Source organism: Micromonospora sp. MA102 (assembly GCF_025460765.1).
Taxonomy (GTDB): Bacteria; Actinomycetota; Actinomycetes; order Mycobacteriales; family Micromonosporaceae; genus Micromonospora; species Micromonospora halotolerans.
Genome location: NZ_JAMWEG010000008.1, coordinates 313,702 through 334,198 on the forward strand (window position 1 = coordinate 313,702; position 20,497 = coordinate 334,198).

Annotated in this window: 19 protein-coding genes; 8 read left to right on the plus strand and 11 right to left on the minus strand. The window is 73.3% G+C overall.

The annotated features are described in order from the left end of the window. Nucleotides 1-14 precede the first annotated feature (14 nt). The 4 genes from NFX44_RS18845 to NFX44_RS18860 form a co-directional block, all read right to left on the minus strand. Nucleotides 15-935, minus strand: a complete 921-nt coding sequence (locus tag NFX44_RS18845) for a hypothetical protein (protein WP_262284857.1) — start codon at nt 933-935, stop codon at nt 15-17. Beyond that, nucleotides 925-1,434 (minus strand): RNA polymerase sigma factor, encoded by a 510-nt coding sequence (locus NFX44_RS18850; RefSeq protein WP_262284858.1) that lies wholly within the window; start codon nt 1,432-1,434, stop codon nt 925-927. The genes NFX44_RS18845 and NFX44_RS18850 overlap by 11 nt, the downstream gene beginning before the upstream one ends. A gap of 150 nt (nt 1,435-1,584) precedes the next feature. Further along, complete coding sequence (locus tag NFX44_RS18855; protein ID WP_262284859.1) at nt 1,585-4,626, minus strand: UPF0182 family protein; 3,042 nt, start codon at nt 4,624-4,626, stop codon at nt 1,585-1,587. A gap of 117 nt (nt 4,627-4,743) precedes the next feature. Beyond that, nucleotides 4,744-5,757, minus strand: coding sequence for a PDZ domain-containing protein (locus NFX44_RS18860; protein ID WP_262284860.1), 1,014 nt, complete (start codon nt 5,755-5,757; stop codon nt 4,744-4,746). Nucleotides 5,758-5,941: 184 nt separating this feature from the next. Here NFX44_RS18860 and NFX44_RS18865 point away from each other — a divergent pair, with 184 nt between their 5' ends. Then, entirely contained in the window at nt 5,942-7,144 is a 1,203-nt protein-coding gene (locus tag NFX44_RS18865) for a zinc-dependent metalloprotease (protein WP_262284904.1), read from the plus strand. A gap of 112 nt (nt 7,145-7,256) precedes the next feature. Here NFX44_RS18865 and NFX44_RS18870 read toward each other — a convergent pair whose 3' ends face one another. Then, a complete protein-coding gene (locus NFX44_RS18870; RefSeq protein WP_262284861.1) occupies nt 7,257-7,859 on the minus strand; it encodes a hypothetical protein in 603 nt (200 codons plus the stop codon). A 165-nt stretch (nt 7,860-8,024) separates the two neighbouring features. Next, nucleotides 8,025-8,555 (minus strand): M48 family metallopeptidase, encoded by a 531-nt coding sequence (locus tag NFX44_RS18875; RefSeq protein WP_262284862.1) that lies wholly within the window; start codon nt 8,553-8,555, stop codon nt 8,025-8,027. 478 nt (nt 8,556-9,033) lie between these two features. On the opposite strand from NFX44_RS18875, the gene NFX44_RS18880 reads away from it, so the two are divergent. The 3 genes from NFX44_RS18880 (at nt 9,034) to NFX44_RS18890 (ending at nt 11,849) form a co-directional block, all read left to right on the plus strand. Then, complete coding sequence (locus NFX44_RS18880) at nt 9,034-9,201, plus strand: DUF5679 domain-containing protein (protein ID WP_012014940.1); 168 nt, start codon at nt 9,034-9,036, stop codon at nt 9,199-9,201. A 178-nt stretch (nt 9,202-9,379) separates the two neighbouring features. Next, a complete protein-coding gene (locus tag NFX44_RS18885; RefSeq protein ID WP_262284863.1) occupies nt 9,380-10,492 on the plus strand; it encodes a TOMM precursor leader peptide-binding protein in 1,113 nt (370 codons plus the stop codon). A gap of 10 nt (nt 10,493-10,502) precedes the next feature. After that, nucleotides 10,503-11,849, plus strand: a complete 1,347-nt coding sequence (locus NFX44_RS18890; protein WP_262284864.1) for an AarF/ABC1/UbiB kinase family protein — start codon at nt 10,503-10,505, stop codon at nt 11,847-11,849. Nucleotides 11,850-12,144: 295 nt separating this feature from the next. Here NFX44_RS18890 and NFX44_RS18895 read toward each other — a convergent pair whose 3' ends face one another. The 3 genes from NFX44_RS18895 to NFX44_RS18905 all read right to left on the minus strand — a co-directional run bounded on the left by NFX44_RS18895 (nt 12,145) and on the right by NFX44_RS18905 (nt 15,190). Next, on the minus strand, nt 12,145-12,510 hold the full coding sequence (locus NFX44_RS18895) for a WhiB family transcriptional regulator (RefSeq protein WP_151462818.1): 366 nt from the start codon (nt 12,508-12,510) through the stop codon (nt 12,145-12,147). 135 nt (nt 12,511-12,645) lie between these two features. Next, nucleotides 12,646-12,900: a hypothetical protein gene (locus tag NFX44_RS18900; protein WP_262284865.1), complete on the minus strand. Its 255-nt coding sequence runs from the start codon at nt 12,898-12,900 to the stop codon at nt 12,646-12,648. Nucleotides 12,901-13,030: 130 nt separating this feature from the next. Then, nucleotides 13,031-15,190 (minus strand): ATP-dependent DNA helicase UvrD2, encoded by a 2,160-nt coding sequence (locus NFX44_RS18905; RefSeq protein ID WP_262284866.1) that lies wholly within the window; start codon nt 15,188-15,190, stop codon nt 13,031-13,033. A gap of 91 nt (nt 15,191-15,281) precedes the next feature. Here NFX44_RS18905 and NFX44_RS18910 point away from each other — a divergent pair, with 91 nt between their 5' ends. Beyond that, nucleotides 15,282-15,524 (plus strand): mycoredoxin, encoded by a 243-nt coding sequence (locus NFX44_RS18910; RefSeq protein ID WP_254334953.1) that lies wholly within the window; start codon nt 15,282-15,284, stop codon nt 15,522-15,524. Between the two features lie 57 nt (nt 15,525-15,581). Here NFX44_RS18910 and NFX44_RS18915 read toward each other — a convergent pair whose 3' ends face one another. After that, nucleotides 15,582-16,847 (minus strand): MFS transporter, encoded by a 1,266-nt coding sequence (locus NFX44_RS18915; protein ID WP_262284867.1) that lies wholly within the window; start codon nt 16,845-16,847, stop codon nt 15,582-15,584. Nucleotides 16,848-17,050: 203 nt separating this feature from the next. Between NFX44_RS18915 and NFX44_RS18920 the strand changes: the two genes are divergently transcribed. The 3 genes from NFX44_RS18920 (at nt 17,051) to NFX44_RS18930 (ending at nt 18,813) form a co-directional block, all read left to right on the plus strand. After that, nucleotides 17,051-18,031 carry a helix-turn-helix transcriptional regulator gene (locus NFX44_RS18920; RefSeq protein ID WP_262284868.1) on the plus strand — a complete coding sequence of 327 codons (981 nt, stop codon included), beginning with the start codon at nt 17,051-17,053 and terminating at the stop codon, nt 18,029-18,031. A 72-nt stretch (nt 18,032-18,103) separates the two neighbouring features. Continuing rightward, complete coding sequence (locus NFX44_RS18925; RefSeq protein ID WP_262284869.1) at nt 18,104-18,334, plus strand: DUF397 domain-containing protein; 231 nt, start codon at nt 18,104-18,106, stop codon at nt 18,332-18,334. Between the two features lie 209 nt (nt 18,335-18,543). After that, a complete protein-coding gene (locus NFX44_RS18930; protein ID WP_262284870.1) occupies nt 18,544-18,813 on the plus strand; it encodes a hypothetical protein in 270 nt (89 codons plus the stop codon). Nucleotides 18,814-19,451: 638 nt separating this feature from the next. Here NFX44_RS18930 and nudC read toward each other — a convergent pair. Next, entirely contained in the window at nt 19,452-20,399 is a 948-nt protein-coding gene (nudC, locus tag NFX44_RS18935; RefSeq protein ID WP_262284871.1) for an NAD(+) diphosphatase, read from the minus strand. Between the last annotated feature and the right edge of the window lie 98 nt (nt 20,400-20,497).

The window sequence follows — 20,497 nt, forward strand, 5'->3', positions numbered from 1 at the left end:
CGCAAAACGGGCCGTCAGGCCAGCCACCTCCGGATCGCCTCGACCGCCCGCCGGCTGTCCGCGTCGAACCGGGCGCGCTCGGTCGAGGTGCCCTCCCAGCCCTGCTCCCAGACCACGGTGACCACGTCGCCGGAGCGGATCGCGCGGACCAGGTGCACCTCGTCGCCGCCGGTCGGGTCGCCGTTGACGTCCCGGGACAGCGTCCGGGTCTCGAACAGCACCGACTCGTCGCCGTACCCGGTGTCGCCGAGCAGGCGCTGGCGCTGCGTCACCCCGGACGTGTCCGGGACCGGCTGCTCGGGACAGTCACGCACGGCCTCCCGCAGCTCGGCCAGCGCGTCGTCGGCCCGCCCCGGGCGGTAGACGGTGATGCTGTGCCGGTAGCTCCCGTCCGGGACGTACCCCTTCGGGGTGCCGGTCAGTTTGAACGGCACGCTGCGGGCGCGGCGGGTGACCGTCCCCGCCTCACCGGGCCTGGCGCCGCAGAGCGCCGGCAGCACCGGTCCCGGGATGAAGTGGTCGCCGATGCCCGTGTCGTTCGCGGCGGCCAGGGTGAAGAACGCCCGGTCCGGGATGCTCGTCGGGCCGGGGTCCGGCGGCCGGGCGCTCGTCTTCGGCGGCGCCTCCGGGGTACGCGCGGAGGGTGCCGGAGACGTGTGGCTCGGCAGCGGCGAGGGCGGGGTCGGGGTGGCCGACGGCGACGGGCTGTCGGTGGGGGTGGCCGGTGCCGGTTCGGCGTCCGGCCCGGCGGCGAGCACCAGCTGCGCCCCGGCGACGGTGCCGGCGACCAGAGCCGCGACGGCCAGCGCGCCCATCGCGGCCCGCTGCCGCGCCCGGCGGTCGGCGCGCCGGCGCACCCGGTCCGGGGCGGGGAGCACCCGCTCGTCGGTGTCCACGGCGAGCGCCCCGTAGAGGCGGGTCAGTTCACGCGACATCGTTGACCTCCAGCTCCTCGGCGGCCACGCCGGGCAGCAGCTCGGCCAGCCGGGCCCGGCCCCGGGACAGCCAGGACTTCACGGTGCCGGTGGGGACCCCCGCCTCCCGGGCGATCTCCTCCACCGACAGGTCGAACAGGTAGTGCAGGGCGAGGGCCTGCCGGTGCCGGGCCGGCAGCTGCCGCAGCGCCCCGACCAGCAGCACGGTGTCCTCGCCGGGTGGCCCCACGTCGGCCGGCGGGCCGGTACGGCTGGCCGCGAGCCGCCAGCCGCGCAGCCGCCGCCAGCGGTCCGTGGCCAACCGGCTGATCACCAGACGCAGCCAGGCCTCGGGCGCGGGATGGTCGGCCAGCTTCCCCCACTGCCGCCACGCGCGGGCGTACGCCTCCTGGACCAGGTCCTGGGCGTCACCGGCGTCGTCGGCCACCGCGCGGCCGTACCGGAGCGCCCGCCCCGACGTGCTGCGGTAGAAGTCGTCGAACGTGTTCTCGTCGCGCATCTGGACTCCGCCTCCCCTCACGCCCACCTGCTCTGTTGACGGTGGAAGCGGGCGCGGGGTTGCGGGTGTTCCGTCCGGTTTGCGACACGAGCCCGCGGCCCGCGCCCGCCAAGGGGTCGCGGACCACGGGCTCGCGTGGTCGGCTCGGCGTCAGCCGTTCGGTGTCGGTGACGACGAGGGTGAGGCCGGCGGCGACGCCGGAGGGCTGCCGCTGGGGCCCGGGCCGGGCGACGGGTTCGCCGCCGCCTGCGCCTCCTGGAACGCGGCCATGGCCTCGTCGAGCGTCTTCAGCGCCCGCCCGTACCGCTCGAAGTCGCCGGACGCCTGCGCGGCCTTGACCTCGGTGATGGCGCTCTGCACCCGGCCGGCCGCCTGCGCCAGCTCACCGGTGAGCACCGGCGGGGTGGTGCCGCCGGTCGGCGGGCTCGTCCCGCCCGAGCTGGGCGGCGGCGCGCCGCCGGGGGCCCGTTTGCCCTGCTCGACGAGCTGCTTGATGCCGTCGCTGAGGTTGTTCGCCAGCACCACGTACGAGCCGCCGTCGCCGTACGACAGCAGCACCCGCTGCAACTGCGGGAACGCGTTCTGGCTGTTGCTCTTCACGTAGACGGGCTCGACGTAGAGCATCCCGTTGCCGAACGGCAGTGACAGCAGGTTGCCGTACTGCACCTGGGACTGCCCGGAGGACAGCAGGTTGAGCTGCTGCCGGATGTCGCCGTTGTTCGTCATCTGTTGGTGCACCTGGACCGGCCCGGAGATCCGGGTCTGGTCCGGCAGCTCCAGCACCTCCAGGTGGGGCTGCCCGTCCACGTACGACCCGGAGATCAGCGCGGCCAGGTTCTCCCGGCGGTTCGGGGTGACCGCCGAGGTGAGCTGGAAGCGCGGCCCGTCCTGCCCGGGGAACTGGGTGAACAGGTAGTACGGGGGCTGCTTCGCGCCGCTGTCCGGGGCGTCCGGCACGTTCGGGACCTGCCAGAAGTCCTGGCCGGAGTAGAAGTCGCCGGGGTTGGTGACGTGGAACCGGGCGAGCAGGTTGCGCTGCACCTTGAACAGGTCGGCCGGGTAGCGGAAGTGCTCGGCCAGCTCCGGCGGGATGTCGCCCTTGGGCAGCACCAGGTCACCGCCGAAGGCCTTGTTCCACGCCTTGAGCACCGGGTCGGCGTCGTCGAACGCGTACAGCTTCACCGTGCCGTCGTACGCGTCGACCGTCGCCTTCACCGAGTTGCGGATGTAGTTGACGTTCTCCCGGGCCAGCTGGAACGTGCCACGGCCGGTCAGTTCGTCGGCCGTCTCGGCCTGGAGGTTCACCCGCTCGGCGTAGGGGTAGGTCGCGGCCGTGGTGTAGCCGTCCACGATCCACAGGACCCGGCCGTTCACGACCGCCGGGTACGGGTCGCCGTCCAGGGTGAGGAACGGCGCCACCTTCTCCACCCGGTCCCGCGGGTTGCGCACGTACAGCAGCTTGGAGTCCTTGTTCACCGCCTCGGAGAGGAGGAAGTTCGACTCCTGCTCCTTGATCGCGTACAGCAGGCGGCGGGGGAACGAGCCGATGTCGACGCCGCCCTCGCCGGTGTAGGTGTAGTACTGCTCACCGCCGGTCGGGGCGGGCTTGTCGCCGTCGGTGGGGTTCGGCTTGTCGCCGCCGGTGGACGTCGGCTTGTCGAACTCGACGTCGCGGTCCCCGGTCTGCCCGACGATCGCGTAGTCGTCGGCCGTCATCCGCTCGCCGTAGTAGATGCGGGGCTGCTGCGCCGGGATCTGCTCGGTCGCCGAGGTGCACCCCTGCGCCTCCTCCTTCGAATCACCGAGGGAGCCGGAGACGAAGAACGGCGTGCCGTTACCGCAGATCTGGTTGGCCGGGGCCGCGACCAGCCCGTAACCGTGGGTGTAGACGGTGTGCCGGTTGATCCAGTTGCTCTGCTGCGGGGTCAGCTCGTCGTAGTTGATCTCCCGCACGCCGACCACGTAGTCGGAGGTCTTGCCGCCCACCGCGTACCTGTCGATGTCCAGCTTCGGGCCGAAGTCGTAGAAGCCGCGGACCTGCTGGAGCTGCGTGTACGTCTCGGACACCAGCTGCGGGTCGAGCAGCCGGACGTTCTGCACCACCGAGGTGTCGGTGGCCAGGTTCGCCGGCGGGACAAGGTTGTTCGCCGCGTAGCTGGTGCTCTTCGTGTCGGTCAGCCCGAAGGCGGCCCTCGTCGCCTTGATGCTGCGGTCGATGTACGGCGCCTCCTTGTCCCGGGCGCTCGGCTTGACCTCGAAGGTCTGCACGGCCCACGGGTAGATGCCGCCGATCGCCACCGCCGAGACGCCGAGGAGGGCGAGCGCGATGCCGGGCCAGACCAGGTTCCGCATCCACGCGTTGGAGAACACGATGATCGCGACGGCCACCACGACGGCGATCCAGGCGAGGATCTCCTTCGCCGGGAGCAGCGCGTTGATGTCCGCGTAGCCGGCGCCGTAGAGCTTGGCGCCCTCGTTGTACTCCAGCAGCATGGCCCGCTGGTCCAGCACGTACGCGATGGCCTTGAGCAGCACGAAGACGGCGACCAGCGTGCTCAGGTGGGCCCGGGCGGCGTTTGTCATCCGGTCCCCGACGCCCTGCAGCCGCACCCCGCCGAAGATGTAGTGCACGGCCAGCGCACCCAGCAGGGCGAGCACCACCGCGGTGAAGCCGACGCCGAGCAGGTAGCGCCAGAACGGGAGCTGGAACACGTAGAACCCGATGTCGACGTTGAACTCCGGGTCCTTCACACCGAAGCTGCCGCCGTTGCGGAACAGCAGCCACTGGCCCCACCGGCTCTGCGCCGAGAGGCCGGCGAACAGCCCGATGACCGCCGAGGCCAGGGCGATCCAGGTGCCGAGCCGGGGGCTCAGCAGCATCCGGTAGCGCTCAAGCGTGGCCTGCTCGGCGGAGTGCGGGCGCAGTTGCGGCCGCAGCCGGTGGGCCAGCCAGAGGTTGCCGGCGATGATCACCGCCATGCCGAGCCCGATCACCAGGAACAGCAGCAGCCGGGTGGCGAGCACGCCGGTGAAGACCTGGGTGTAGCGGACCTCGTCGAACCAGAGCCAGTCGGTCCACGCGTTGACCCCCCACCCGAGCAGGGTGAAGAGCACGAACACCCCGATCAGAACTCCGATGGTGACGCGTCCGCGCCGGCTCATCCTCGGAAGGGGGCTGCTCCGCATGACCACTGTTGGCTCCGCACGCTCGATGTGATCGGCTCCGACCAGGCACCCAGAGTACGGGGTGTTCCTGAACACGTCGGGTCAAGGTCACGTCACGATCGTCCGGCGGGCCTGCGCGCCCGGTCAGCAGCGGGTCGGCTGCCCCCCGGCGCGGAGCTTCTCCAGGGCCGTCAACGCGTCGTCTAGCGACGCCACCTTGAGCAGCGGCAGGTCGGGCTGCGGGTTGCGGACCGCCTCGGCGCAGTTGTCGGCGGGCACCAGGAAGACCTTCGCGCCGGCCTCCTTGGCGCCGACCAGCTTCTGGGCGATGCCGCCGATCGGGCCGACCCGGCCCTCGTCGTCGATGGTGCCGGTGCCGGCGATCACCTTCCCGCCGGTCAGGTCGGCCGGCTCCAGCTTGTCGACGATGCCCAGGGCGAACATCAGCCCGGCGCTGGGACCGCCGATGTCACCGAGGTCGATCTTGAGGGTGAACGGGTGCGGCTGCTGCTGGTCGATCTCGATGCCGATCCGCGGCCGGCCGTCCTGCTCACGGCTCCGGACCGTGGCCGTGGCCGGCGCACCGGCCCGGGTGTAGCCGATCTTCAGCTCGGTGCCGGCCGGCTTGGCGCGGATCAGCTCGGTGAGCCGTGCCGCGCTGGACACCTGCTGGCCGTCGACCGAGGTGATCACGTCGTTGGGCTTGAGCACGTCGACCGACGGGCCGCCCGCGGTGACCGTCTTGACCAGCACGCGGATCGGGTAGCCCAGCTCGCGCAGGGCCGCCGTCTCGGCGCTGGTCTGCGAGTTCTGGAAGTCCTCGGCGTTGCGCTGCTCGACCTCCTCCTGCGACTCCCCCGGCGGGTAGACCAGCTCGCGCGGCACCACCGCCTCGTCGGAGGAGAACCAGCCGGCCAGCGCCGAGCGCAGCCGGACCGTCGGCTGCACACCCACCGTGGTCAGCCGGAGCTGCCCGGCGGAGGTGGACGTCGCCCGGCCGGTGACCTGGATGATCTCCTTGCCGTTCTCACTGCCCAGGGTGTTGACCGTCGGGCCGGGACCGAGCACCACGTACGGGATCGGCACGCTCAGCACGCCGACGCTGAGCAGGGCGGTGAGCAGTGCACCGAGGAGTACGGTCACGCCGCGACGTCTCATGCGCCAGAGCGTACCGATCCGGCCCGGAACGTCCGGCGCGGTGACGGCAGGACTTCGCCCTCAGCGCAACGCCGACGCGCGCGACCTGCGGCGCGGCCCGCGTACCGTAGACGTCGTGCCTGATATTCCGTTCGGCTTCGCGCTCCCGGGTGGGCAACCACCAGACCCCAACGATCCCGCGCAGATGCAGCAGTTCATGTCGCAGTTGCAGCACCTGCTCTCCGCGCCGGGCAGCGGACCGGTCAACTGGGACCTCGCCCGGCAGGTCGCCGCGAGTCAGCTCGCCGCCGCCGGCGACCCGGCGGTCTCGCCGTTCGAACGCAACACGGTGGAGGAGGCGCTGCGCATCGCCGACCTCTGGCTGGAGCCGGCCACCTCGTGGCCCACCGGCATCCGCACCTCGGTCGCCTGGAACCGCAACGAGTGGATCTACAAGACCCTCGACGTGTGGCGCAAGCTCTGCGACCCGGTCGCCAGCCGCATGGTCGGCGCGATGGGCGACCTGGTGCCGCCGGAGGCCCGGGCCCAGCTCGGCCCGATGCAGTCGATGGTCGCCACGCTGGGCGGCGCGCTGTTCGGCGGCCAGCTCGGCCAGGCGCTCGGCTCGCTCGCCGCCGAGGTGCTCTCCGCCGGCGACATCGGCCTGCCGCTCGGCCCCGCCGGCACCGCCGCGCTCATCCCGGCCAACATCCGCGCGTACGGCGAGGGCCTGGAGCTGCCCGAGGACGAGGTCCGCCTCTACGTGGCCCTGCGCGAGGCCGCCCACCAGCGGCTCTTCCAGCACGTCCCGTGGCTGCGCGGGCACGTGCTCGCCGCCGTCGAGAACTACGCCGCGGGCATCCGGGTCAACCGGGAGGCGATCGAGGAGGCGATGGGCCGGGTCGACCCGACCGACCCGGAGTCGATGCAGGCCATCGCCCTGGAGGGCATCTTCACGCCCGAGGACACACCGGCGCAGAAGGCGTCGCTGGCCCGGCTGGAGACCGTGCTCGCCCTGGTCGAGGGCTGGGTGTGCCACGTGGTGGACAGCGCCGCGGGCGACCGGCTGCCGAACGTCGTCCGCCTCGGCGAGGCGTTCCGCCGCCGCCGGGCCGCCGGTGGCCCCGCCGAGCAGACCTTCGCCGCCCTGGTCGGCCTGGAGCTGCGGCCGCGCCGGCTGCGCGAGGCGACGGTGCTCTGGTCGGCGCTCACCGAGCACCGCGGCATCGCCGGCCGGGACGCGATCTGGGGCCACCCCGACCTGCTCCCGTCGGACGAGGACTTCGCCAACCCGGAGGCGTTCGCCGCGACCACCAGCGACCTGGACGAGGAGCTGGCGAACTTCGACTTCACCGCGCCCGGCGCGCCGGAGGAGCAGGCCCGGGGCGAGGACGACGACAAGTCCTGACGCCGCACGTCCGCCGGGGCCCGCACGAGCACTCGTGCGGGCCCCGGTGCGTCCGCCCAGCCCGCACCCGCTCTGCCGCCCCCGGCGCACCGGCCACCACCCGCCGCGCGGGTCAGGCGGGCCGGCCGGAGAGCAGTGCCCGGGTCGCCTCCCAGCCCTCGAAGGCCGGGTCGAGGGTGGCCAGGTCGGCCGGGCCGCGCAGCCGCCGCCAGCCGGCGGTGACCGCGACGTCTCCCGGGCGCGGGGCGGCCGCACGCACCTCGGCGGGCGCGGCGGTGTCCAGGTCGAGCGCCGGCAACCAGTCGGGCACGGGCAGCCGGACCGCCACCCCGAGCAGCCCGATGCCGCTCCCCTCGACCGGTGCGACCGCGACCGGCCGGCTGGACAGCGGCCGGAGCAGCTTGCCCAGGGTGAGCCCCGGCACGTCGGGCGCGTCGGCGACCACCACGGCCGCCTGGTCGTACCCGGTCAGCGTGGCGAACACCGCCCCGGCGGTGGGCTCCGGCACCTCGTACACGGCCGTGCCGGGCCAGACCACCGCGTCGGCCAACCAGCGGTCCTCCGGCGTCACCGCCACAGCGGTTTCCACCTCGTTCAGCGTGGCCAGCAGGTCCACCACGTCCTCGGCGAGCGCGCTCCGCCACCGGGCTGGATCGATCCCCGGCGGCGTCCAGCGGACCGGGCCGAGCAGCGCCACCACCACACGTCGAGCCACCCGACGACCCTAACCCGCCGCCCGCCCCCACCCGGTCGCACCGGACCGCCGGTCCGCGCCACTGTCGCTGGTCGATCATGAGGTTGGCCCGGGCAAAGAGGGCGAATCGCACCGCCAACCTCATGATCGACAGGGCTGGGGGCGGCCCGGAGGGCCGGGGGGCGGTCAGTCGGTCAGGGGGACGCCGGAGGTGGCGGCCACGCCCTCCAGGTAGCCGCGGGCCCGTTCGCTCTTCGGGTAGCGGGCGACCAGGGTCCAGAACTCGGCGTTGTGGCTGGGCACGATGAGGTGGGCCAGCTCGTGCAGCAGCACGTAGTCGATCACCCACTCGGGCATGTCCTGGATGCGGTGGGAGATCCGGATGGTGCGGTCGGCGGGGGTGCAGGAACCCCAGCGGCCGTTCTGGTTGGTCACCCAGCGGACGCTGGCCGGGGCGGCGGCCCGGGCGTGCTCGGGCAGGTAGAGGTTGATCAGTCGGGCGGCCCGGGCCAGCAGCTCGGCGTCGGAGCGGGCGAGCCGGCCCTCGCGGGCGGCGAGCCGGGCCAGCATCCGGTCGACCCACTCGCTCTCCTCGGCACGGGAGAACTGGTCCGGGATGAGAACGACGACGCGCTCACCGTCGCGGTACGCGGACACCGTGCGTCGCCGGCGCTGGCTGCGCCGTACTTCGACGACGGGCTTCCGCGTCCCGGCCATCACTGGTCCGCGCAGCCTCGGATGACTGTCACGAGGGAAAGCTAATGCGTACTGACCAGGGGTCCGCAAGAGTCAACACGACGACACGCGCCCGGAAAATGGCGGTTGGTCGTCAGGAGTCCTGAAAAATTTCTTTGCGGCGGCAGTTGACCATCACCTGCGGGCCCCTGTCAACGTTAGGTGATCTACGGACGAGCTGTCGCGGTGGGGCCGCCCCGAAGGGGGATCTGTGGGCATTCACCCGGCGTGTCCCCGCGAAACTGACTTATCCGACGTAACGCGGCATGCACACTCTCGACGTCAACTTGCTCACAGAGTCGACGCACAGCTGACATGGAACCGCCCATACCTGGGTAGGGTCCGCCAACCAGCGGTCACGTGCGTGATCGTGGAGAACCCCCCGGCGCCGGCGCCACCCGTGGCCCGCCGCAGGGAAACCCGCCGGAGGCGTCCGGTGGACGAGACGAGGAGGGCTACCGTGGCCGACCAGGCCCAGACCTACAACGGTTACTGCGTGAAGTGCAAGGAGAAGCGGGACTTCGAGGGCCGCGTGGAGGTCTCGAAGACCGGCATGAACATGGCCAAGGGCAAGTGCCCGGTGTGCGGCACAACAGTGAACCGCATCCTCGGCAAGGCCAAGGTCTGACCCGTCCGGGTCGCACGGGGGAGGGGTGCGTCGCCACCCCTCCCCCGTCGTGTAGCCGACACCGGCCACCGGCCGGCTGTGGACAACCCGGGTTTTCCTGTGGACAACGCTGGCCACGGCCCGGCGCACCTGTGGACAACGATCGACGGAGAGCGCGGACACGGTCACGATTCGTGGTGTGACCGAACCCGTGCCCCTCGCCCGTCCGACGCTGCTGCCCGGCCTCACCCGGCTGTGGCGGGACCGGCACACCCTCCAGCTCGGCCTGGAACCCGGCCCGGCCGTGCTGCTGGAGCTGACCAGCCCGGGCACCGCCCGGCTGCTGGACCTGCTCGACGGCACCCGGAGCGAGCGCGCCGTGCTCGCGGCCGCCACCGCCGCGCGGGTCCCACCGGCCGAGGCCCGGCTCCTGCTCGACACGCTCCGGGCCGCCGCTCTCGTCGTACCCGCGCAGAACCTGCTCCCCCGCGACCTCACCGGGCCGGCCCGGGCCCGGCTCACCGGGGAGGCCGACGCCCTGGCCCTGGCCGCGCCCGCGCTGCCCGGCACGCCGGCCCGGCTGCTGCGCCGCCGCCGGGCGGCTCGCGTGCTGGTCACCGGGGCCGGGCGGCTGGGTGCGGCCATCGCGGTCGCGCTGGCGCAGGCCGGGGTCGGGCACGTCGTACCCGACCTGGCCGGCCCGGTCCGTCCCGGTGACCTCGTGGGCACCGGGCTGACCGGCGCGGAGCTGGGCCGTCCGCTGGCGCCGGCGGTACGCGTGGCGCTGGCCCGGTGCGCGCCGGGCACCGCGACCACGGCGCTGCGGCCGGGTCGGGCCGACCTGGTGGTCCAGCTCGGCGTCGACCGCCCGGCGGCCCTGCTCGCCACCGGCTACGCGCGCCGCCGCCAGCCTCACCTCCTGGTCGACCTGCGCGGGGGCGTGCCGGTGATCGGGCCGCTGGTCCGCCCGCCGGTGGGCCCCTGCCTGCGCTGCCTCGACCTGCACCGGACCGACCGCGACCCGGACTGGCCGGCCCTCGCCGCCCAGCTCGCGGCCGGTGACGGCGACCCGGCCTGCGCGACCACCACCCGGCTGGCCGCGGCGGCCTACGCGACGGCCGAGGCGTTGACCCACCTCGACGGCGGCACCCCGGAAACGCTCGGCTGCGCGGTCGAAATCGGGCAGGTCGGCCGCTTCCGGCATCGCCGGTGGCCGCCGCACCCCTCCTGCGGGTGCTCCGGGCGTCGCCCGATCCGGTCTGCCGCACCCGCTCCCGGCCGCACAGCAGCAGCGGGCCCGCCGAGTCGGTAACAATGACCGGGTGACCGACATCCCGCGCCGGGCCGTGTCCCGGACCGCCAAGCTCGCCGCTCTGCCGCTCGGTTTCGCCGGTCGGACCGTCCTCGGCATGGGCAAGCGGGTCACCGGGCTCGCGTCCGACGTCATCTCCGCCGAGATCCAGCAGCGCACCGCCGAGCAGCTGTTCAGCGTGCTCGGGCAGCTCAAGGGCGGGGCCATGAAGTTCGGGCAGGCCCTGTCGGTCTTCGAGGCGGCGCTGCCGGACGAGATCGCGGCACCCTACCGGCAGGCGCTCACCAAGCTCCAGGAGGCCGCTCCGCCGCTGCCCGCGGCGACCGTGCACAAGGTGCTCGCCGAGCAGCTCGGGCCGGACTGGCGGGACCGGTTCGTGGAGTTCAACGACACCCCGGCCGCCGCCGCCAGCATCGGCCAGGTGCACCGCGCGGTCTGGCGCGACCCGGGCTACGGGCCGAACGGCGGCCCGCGCCACCGGGACGTGGCCGTGAAGATCCAGTACCCGGGCGCCGGGGACGCGCTGCTCGCCGACCTGAAGCAGCTCTCCCGGCTGGGCGGCATGTTCCGCGCGATCCAGCCCGGGCTGGACGTCAAGCCGCTCCTGGCCGAGCTGCGTGAGCGGATCACCGAGGAGCTGGACTACGAGTTGGAGGCCGAGTCGCAGCGCGCCTTCGCGGCCGCGTACGCCGGCGACCCGGACATCTACATCCCCGAGGTGCTCGACGCCGCGCCCCGGGTGCTGATCACCGAATGGGTCGAGGGCACCCCGCTGTCGCAGATCATCCGCGAGGGCACCGAGGAGCAGCGCGACGAGGCCGGGCGGCTCATGGCCGAGCTGCACCTCTCCGCGCCGATGCGGGCCGGGCTGCTGCACGCCGACCCGCATCCGGGCAACTTCCGGCTGCTCCCCGACGGCCGCCTCGGTGTGATCGACTTCGGTGCGGTGGCCCGGATGCCGGAGGGGACCCCCGAGCCGATCGGCCGGATCGCCGCGCTGGCGCTGCGCGACGACGCCGACGCGGTGGTCGCCGGGCTGCGCGACGAGGGTTTCGTCAGCCCCACCGAGCCGATCGACGCCCAGGGGGTGCTGGAGTTCCTCCGGCCGATGCTGGAGCCGATCGCCTCCGACGAGTTCCGGTTCACCCGGGCCTGGCTGCGCGCTCAGGCGGCCCGGCTGGCCAGCCCGCGCTCCCCCACCTACCAGCTCAGCCGGCAGCTCAACCTGCCGCCGTCGTACCTGATGATCCACCGGGTGACGCTGGGCTCGATCGGGGTGCTCTGCCAGCTGGAGGCGAAGGCGCCCTACCGGGCGATCCTGGAGCGCTGGCTGCCCGGCTTCGCCCCGGTGAGCTGACCGACGCGCACGCCGAAGGGGCGGTGACCATCCGGTCACCGCCCCTTCGGTGGTGTAGGGATCTAGAGAGCGCCCAGGTCGCGGGCCGACTGGCTGCGGCCACGCATGGCGACGGTACGGGCGGAACGGGTTGCCTCAGTGCTCGTGGTGGTGCCGGCCTGAGGCCGGCGCATTCGAGCCCGGGACAACGCTTCGTGGAGTAGTTGCATCTCGGTTCCATTCGGCAGGTGCAGCATCGATTTCGGCTTTCTCGTGGCCGGTGGGTTCACCGGCGGGGACGTTGGAACGGGGTGTGTCAGGCTGCCAGCCGGACGGAGTTCCGCGACTCGGACAGCCCACTGGCCGCCAGTCGCGCCTCCGCCTCGACCCGGAGCTGGGCGTCACGGGCGAGGTCCTCCTTGCGCGGACGGCCACGGGGCCGCTTGCGCGGGACGACCGCGCCACGCTCGAAGATCTCGCCGCCCCAGACGCCCCACGGCTCGGACCGCTCCACCGCGCCGGCGAGGCACTCGACGCGCAGCGGGCAGTCCCCGCAGAGCGACTTGGCCAGCTCGAGCTCGGCAGGCGAGTCGGAGAACCACAGGTCGGGGTCGAACTTCCGGCAGGGCAGGTTCGCCTCCACCTCGACGCTCACGTCGAGTGGGGCCAACGCCAGACTCATCCTCCGGTCACCTCTCTCTCACTTCGATCTCGTGGATCGCATTTCTGACGGCACTACGGCGGTGCAAAAAAAACTGAGGCCGCGGATCCCGGTAGCGGGTTCCGCGGCCTCGAGGTGAGCCGGTGGTCTGGTGGATCAGACCGGTCTACCTCGAGGTGGAACGCCGCGGACATCCGTGCGCTTCTTGGCGCCATCGATGCCCATGCCCGTGAAGCCACTGGTCCCCTCGATCCCCGCCAGCGGCGCCACGGTCCGGTTCAGCTCGGCCTGAACCTGGGCCTGGTGCACCTGCGGAGTCGACGGTCGAGCGGCAAGGGCCACCCGGACGGACGACAGCGGAGCGCAGGCAGCTGGCATCGCCGCCGGACGCTCATAGGTGAAGATCTCCACGGTTGCCACCTCCCTGTCTTTCCTCGTGCCGACCTTGGACTCATCCCCCGTGAGCAGCCAGAATGGCGCCGCTCGCGAGGTGTGTCCTGAGGCTATTCCTCGCCTCGGGGCGAGGGCAAACGATTTACGGCTAGATTTCGAAACTTTTCTGCGAGCAGACCTCGTCCACCCCCGCACCGGCCACCAGGGCCAGCACCGTATCGCCGTAAAGTCCCAGTTTGCGGGGGCCGATCCCGGCGATCGCGATCAGCTCCTCGGTGCGGTCCGGCTTCCGCTCGGCCAGCGCGGTGAGCGTGGCGTCGGTGAAGACCACGTACGCCGGCACCTTCTGCGCCCCGGCCACCCGCTGCCGCCACTCGCGCAGCCGCTCGTACAGCTCCTCGTCCAGATCGGACGGACACGTCGGGCAGCGGCCCAGCTTCCGGTCCGCCCCGGCGAGCAGGGTGGCGCCGCAGATCCGGCAGGAGACCACCTGGGCGCGGCGCCGCTCGGTGCGCCGGGCCACCCCCGTGCCCGCGCCGGCCCGCTCACCGCCGCCGGAGCGGTCCAGCTGGGGCAGGAACCGGGACGGCCGCCGGGCCCGGCCGCCGGGCGAGCGGGCCGCCGCGTACGACAGCCAGAGCCACTCCCGTGCCCGGGTGACCCCGACGTAGAGCAGCCGCCGCTCCTCCTCGACCTGCTCGGGGGTCTTCGCGTACGTGGTGGGCAGGGTGCCCTCGGCCAGCCCGACGAGGAAGACGGCGTCCCACTCCAGGCCCTTGGCCGAGTGCAGTGAGGCGAGCGTCACGCCCTCCACGGTGGGCACGTGCTGCTGGGCGGCCCGTCGGGCCAGTTCCTCGTTGAAGTCGCCCAGGGTGACCGGGCGCTCGATCGCGGCGGCCTCGCCGATCAGCACCACCTCGGGCGTCGCCGCGTACTCCTCGGCGAGCTGGACCAGCGCGGCGAGCGCCTCCCACCGTTCCCGCGCGGCCCCGCCGGGCGGGGGCGCGTCGGGGGCCCAGCCGACCGCGGCGAGCCCCTCCACGACGGCGGCCGGCAGCGGGGTCTCCCCCGGGATCGACCGGGTGGCGGCGCGCAGCGCGATCATGGCCTGGCGCACCTCGGGGCGCTCGAAGAAGCGCTCCGCCCCCTGCACGACGTACGGCACCGCGGCCTCGGTGAGCGCCTTCTCGTACGCCTCGGACTGCGCGTTGGTGCGGAACAGCACCGCGATCTCCCGGGCCGGGGTGCCGCCGTCGACAAGCGCCCGGCAGCGGGCCGCGACCGCGTTGGCCTCGGCCGGCTCGTCGGTGAAGATCCGCAACTCGGGTTCGGGGCCGGGCGGGCGCTGGCCCTGCAGCTCCAGCCGGAGCCGGGCCTCCGCGCCCCGGGCCTGGGAGATCACCGCGTTGGCCAGCCCGACCACCTGCGGGGTGGAACGGTAGTCGCGGACCAGCCGGACCACGGTGGCGTTGCGGTGCCGGCGCGGGAAGTCGATCAGGTAGGACGAGGTCGCCCCGGTGAACGAGTAGATGGTCTGGCTGGCGTCGCCGACCACGGTGAGGTCGTCCCGGCCGCCGAGCCAGGCGTCCAGCAGCCGCTGCTGGAGCGGGTTGACGTCCTGGTACTCGTCGACCACGAAGTGCCGGTACTGGCCACGGACCTGCTCGGCGACGTCGGCGTGCTCCTCGATCCCCCACACCGCGGCGCGCAGCATGTCCTCGAAGTCGATCACGCCGTTGCCGCGCTTGAGCCGCTCGTACGCGGCGAAGACCTCGGCCACCTTCGCCGGCTCGTGCGGGGTCTCGCGCAGCGCCTTGGCCGCGGCCACCACGTACTCACCCGGCTCGACCAGCGACGACTTGGCCCACTCGATCTCCCCGGCCAGGTCCCGGGCGGCGGCCCGGTCGGTCCGCAGGCCCACCTTGGCGGCGGCCAGCGTGACCACCCGGACCTTGCTGTCCAGCAACTCGGGCATGGCCCGGCCCTCCAGCAGCCGGGGCGCGAAGTAGCGGACCTGGCGCAGCGCCGCCGCGTGGAACGTGCGGGCCTGGACGCCGCCCACGCCCAGCGCGGTGAGCCGGGCCCGCATCTCGGCGGCGGCGCGGGCAGTGAACGTGACGGCCAGCACGTGCCGGGCGGCGATGTCGCCGGTGAGCGCCCGGTGCGCGATCCGGGAGGTCACCGCCCGGGTCTTTCCGGTCCCGGCGCCGGCCAGGATGCAGACCGGGCCGGCCGGGGCGGTCACCGCGGACCGCTGCTCCGGGTCGAGGCCGGCGAGCACCCGTTCCGCCGCTGAGTGAACCACCACAGCCAGGAATCATTCCAGCCTCCGGCGATGTTGCAGCCATTAGCCTGGCCTGACCGGACCGGGCGCGAGTCACCCCTTGGAGGACCTGGCCATGTTGACGATGTATTCCACCTCGTGGTGCGGCTACTGCCACCGGCTGAAGTCGCAGCTCGACCGGGAGGGCATCGCGTACGAGGTGGTCGACATCGAGCAGGACACGAAGGCTGCCGAGTTCGTGATGAGCGTCAACGGCGGCAACCAGACTGTCCCGACGCTGCGGTTCGACGACGGAAGCGCCCTGACCAACCCGTCGATCGTCCAGGTCAAGCAGCACCTGACCAGCATCGCCGGCTGACCCGGCCGCACCCGGCCACAGCGGCCGCCCCCGTCCGGGGGCGGCCGCTGTCGCGTCTCAGGGCGCCCGGCGCCGGCGCGGTGCGGTGAGCACCTCGTGGTCGAGCGGGCGGCGCGGGGCCGGAACGTGGACCAGGACCGGCCGGGGCGCGGTGAGCCGGCGGCCACGCCAGAGGTAGAGGCCGGCGGCCGTCGTGGTCACCCCGACCAGGGCGAACAGCAGGCGGTAGTCGAAGACGCCGACGAGCAGGGCGCCCGCGCCGATGGAGACCGCCTGCGGGCCGCTGACCAGCGCCTCCGCGGCGGCGGCGACCCGGCCCAGCAGCCCCGGCGGGGTCCGCCGCTGGATCAGCGTGTTCAGCCCGACCATGGTCAGCGGCAGGGAGACCCCGGCCAGCAGCAGCGCCACCACACCGAGCCAGAGCCGGGGGTACGCGAGCGCCAGTGCGGCCGGCCCGAAGAACGTCACCCCGGCGGCGAGCGCCCCCACCTCGCCGGCCCGGCGCACCACGGCGGCCGAGACGAGCCCGCCGACCAGCCCACCGACCCCCTGCACGGTGACCAGCACACCGACGAACGCGGCATCCCGGCCCAGCCCCAGGTCGACGTACGCGAAGATCAGCGACTCGGTGAAGCCCATCATGAGCGAGCCCAGCCCGTACCCGAGCAGGGCCCGGCGCAGCGCGGGGTCGCCGGCGAGGTGCCGCAGTCCGGCGCCCAGCCCGGCCGGCCAGCGGCGCGCGGACCGGGCCGGTGCGGCCTCGGCGACCGGGAGCACGCCGACGACCGCGGCGGCCGTGAGGAAGCCGGACATGGCCAGGGCGACCAGCAGCCAGCCGCCGACCGCGGCGTAGAGCGCGGCCCCGGCCAGCGGGCCGACCAGCCGCAGCCCCTGCCGGACGGTCTGCAGCACCCCGTTGGCGTCGGCCAGCAGGTCGCTCGGCACCAGGTGCCGGATGAGCCCGCTGAGCACCGCGCTCAGGGTGATGTACGACAGCCCGTAGAGCGCCGCCACCACGTAGATCACCCAGACGTCGGCGGGGTCGTGGACCGCGAACAGCGGGCAGAGCAGCACGGCGGTGCCGAGGTTGGCGGCCACGAAGAAGGGCCGGCGGCGGCACCTGTCGACCACCCATCCGACCAGCGGGGCCAGCGCCATCGGCGCGATGACCGCGAAGATGGTCGCGCCGGCCATGCCGTCCGAGCCGGTCAGATCCTTGACCCAGACGGCCAGGGCCAGCAGCAGGATCGACTCGGCCGCCATGCTCGCCAGCAGCGCGACGAAGAGCAGGCGGAAGTCGGGGCGGCGCAGGACGGTGCGCATCGGGTTCCCTCCGGCGGGGGTGCGCCAACCGGCGCGTCGGGGCGGGGCCCGGTGAAGGCACCCCTCCACAGTCCTCTTTTTGTCGCGTGACACGCCCCCGCCGGACCCTCCGGCGCCGGTCGCGCCGTCCATACTGACCGTGGGGGGCGAATTTCATACAGTTACCGTCGCGTCCTGCGACGGTCGACGGGAAAGAGGACACCGTGCCTCCTGCCGCACCAGGTCCGATCCTGCGCCGCCGCAGGCTCGGCATCGAGCTGCGCCGGCTCCGCGAACAGGCCGGCCTCACCGGCGACCAGGTCATCGAGCGGATCGGCTGGGCCTCCGCGTCCAAACTGTCCCGCCTGGAGAACGGCCGCAGCCGTCCCGACCCGGACGACGTGGGCGTCCTGCTGACCCTCTACGGCGCGCCGGACGAGCTGCGCGAGGAGCTGCTGGGCATCACCCAGGAGGCCGGCGACATGCGGGGCTGGCTGCGCAACTTTCCGGTGATGACCCAGCAGCAGCGCGCCTTCGCCGAGCTGGAGGCGGGTTGCGCGGAGATCTCCGAGTACAACCCCGTCCTGGTGCCCGGGCTGTTGCAGACCCCCGGGTACGCCCGGCACCGGATCATGTCCGCGGCCCAGGTGGCCGAGGAGGCCGGCGACCTGGAGACCGAGGACCCGGAAACCGAGGTACGCGCCCGGCAGGCCCGCCAGTCGCTGCTGACCCGCTCCCCCGACGCGCCGCGCTACACGGCCGTGCTGGAGGAGGCGGCGCTCGGCGGCCGGGCCGGCCCGCCCGAGGTGCTGCACGAGCAGATCGTCCAGCTCTGCGAGCTGGCCCTGCTGCCGAACGTGACGCTGCGACTGCTGCTGCGGGACACCCGGGTCGGTGACTGGTACCTCCCGCCGACCGCCTTCTCGGTGTACCGGTTCGCCGATCCGCTCGATCCGGAGACGCTGGCCATCGAAGGTGGGTTCACCGACGTCATGTCGACCGAGGCAAACACCCTAAATCGCTATAAAGTGGTGTTCGAGTGGCTGAGCTCGGCGGCGCTCTCCGCATCGGACACCCTCTCCTGGCTGATCGAGGCGACGGGACGGCTGACCGGCACGGCAGCCGAGTCCACAGTGGCGTTCGGGCCGACAACGGCGCCGACCCAGCGCCGCCGCGACTCGGGGCGCCTGACGACGGACCGGTGATCGACGGGGACGGTCCGGCGGCCCGCGGCGCCACTCGTCCCCATCGGAGCACTCCAGACCAGGAGCAGAACCATGAACGAGATCCGCAACAGCTCGTCCGAGCAGCTCGCCGGCGCCGCCTGGCGCAAGAGCACCCGCAGCCAGACCTCCAACTGCGTGGAGGTCGCGCCGCTGCGTACCGGGCCGGAGGCGGTGGCCCTGCGGGACAGCAAGGACCCGCGCGGTCCGGTGCTGCTGTTCAACCGGGCCGGCTGGCTCGGCTTCATCGCCGGCGCGAAGAACGGCCAGTTCGACCTGAACTGATCCGGCGAGCTTCCGGGGCCGTCGGCGTGGCGCCGGCGGCCCCTTGCGCGTCCATCCCCGACAACCGTGCTGACCTGGGGTCACCCGATCGGTCGGCCCCGCGAACAATAGGCGGGTTTCACTTGCTGGGACGGCGCACGGGCGTAACATGACGAATGAGTGACGTGGAAGTTGCAGCCTGCATCCGTCCGTCCGCACCGGGGGACACCATGCGGTTCCTGATCGTCCGCACCGAGATCCGTGCCGCCGCCGACACCGACATCGCCGCCGCCTGGGCCGGTGGAGGTCGGCTGCGGGACGAGACCAGCGCGCCGGAACCGCGCCGCCAGGTCGTCCACGCCGAGGACCGCGACGCCGCCCTGCTGCTCGCCCGCGCGCTGTCCACCGTGGGCGCCGTCCGCGCCGGCCGGCACCGGGTCAAGGTGCTGCCCATCACGGAGATGCACCCGGGTCACCCCTATCAGTGGGGCGGCAGTTGACCCGCCACTGACGTCCGTCGCGACCGGACCGGCTCCCCCGCCGCGTTCCACGCCTCACCGGTCACGACGGCCCGTGTTCCCGGCCCGCGACCGCCGCGGCAACGACGGTCCGGGCCGGGACCACATCCAACCCCCGGCCTCCCCGGCCTCCCCGACCTCCCCGGCCTCCCCGGCCTCCCCGGCCTCCCCGGCCTCCCCGGCCTCCCCGGTGATCATGAAGTTAGCGGCAAAATTCGCCCTATTTGTCGCCGCTAAGTTCATGATCACCGAGGTCGGTCGCGCGATCTTGGAGACTTGCCGTTCGGTGGGAGCGGGAAGTCTCCAAGATCTGCTCGGGGCGGGGTTGGGACTTTGCGGGCTGCGGGAGGCCGGCAGGGTGAGTCGTCCCCGACATCAGGTCGACAGCGCGGTGTGCGGTGGCGCCGGGTCCGCGACGGCGGATCCCGCGGGCGCGTGTTCCCTGGAGGTCAGCAGACGTTCCCGGCGACGACCGTCGGCGCCGGAACCGCGTCCGGGCCCGTTGTGTCCGACGATCAGCAGACCGCCGGTCGGCAGACCGCCGGTCGGCAGAGCGCAGGTCGGCAGAGCGCAGGTCGGCAGAGCGGCGGGCGGCAGATCGGCGGGCGGCAGGTTGCTGGTCAGCAGTGGCCGTCGAGCCAGCGGTGGACCAGGAAGAGGGCGATCGACGAGGGCGGCGGAAGCAGCAGCCGGTCGCCGCCGTCCACGCGGATCGGCTGGTCGGCCAACGCGGCGCCGATCTCCCGCCGGGTGAACCAGCGGGCATGGGCGATCTCGGCCGGATCCACCCGGATCGGCGCGTCGGCGTCCGCGCGGGCCAGGAAGCCGAGCATCAGCGAGCCGGGGAAGGGCCAGGACTGGCTGCCGGCGTACGCGATTTCCTCGACCGCGACACCGACCTCCTCGCGGACCTCGCGCAGCACGGCGGCCTCGGCCGACTCGCCCGGCTCCACGTAGCCGGCCAGGCAGGAGTAGCGGCGCTCCCCCGGGGTGCGCGGCCAGGTGGCGTTGTTGCCCAGCAGGCAGCGCCCGTCCGGGCCGTCCACGCCGTCGTGCACCAGCACGATCATCGCCGGGTCGGTGCGCGGCCAGATCCGGCCGCCGGCCGGGTCGACCCGGGACCAGCCGGCCTCGTCCACCTCGGTCGGCTGCCCCGTCGACGAGGAGTAGCCGTGCCGGACGTGCCAGTTGAGCAGCGCCAGCGCGGTGGTGAAGATGCCGGCGTCGCGGTCGGTCAGCAGGTGGCCGACCTCGCGCAGGTTGACCCGGCGGGTGCCGGCCAGCTCCGGCAGCGGCGCGTCCACCGCGAAGACCGGTACGCCGTCCGACTCGACGCCGAGGAACATCGGCACCGACCGGGGCACCTCGGGCAGCTCGCCGGAGCCGACCAGCACCAGCTCCGGCGGGGCCGCCGCGCCGCGGACCAGCGTGCGGCCGCCGTCGGTCGAGTCCAGCACGAGCACCCGGGCGTGCTCCCACGCCTCGGCGAGCCAGTCCGGGTCGGTCCGCCGGTGCGCCGCCCGGTCCAGCGTGGTCCGGGCCAGCGGTGGGGCGGGCTCACCAGTCATGCGGTGCCTTCTTTCGTTCGCGACTGCGGGGCTCGCAAACCCGGCTCACTCCTCGCGCTCACGCGGTGCCTTCTTTCGTTCGCGACTGCGGGGCTCGC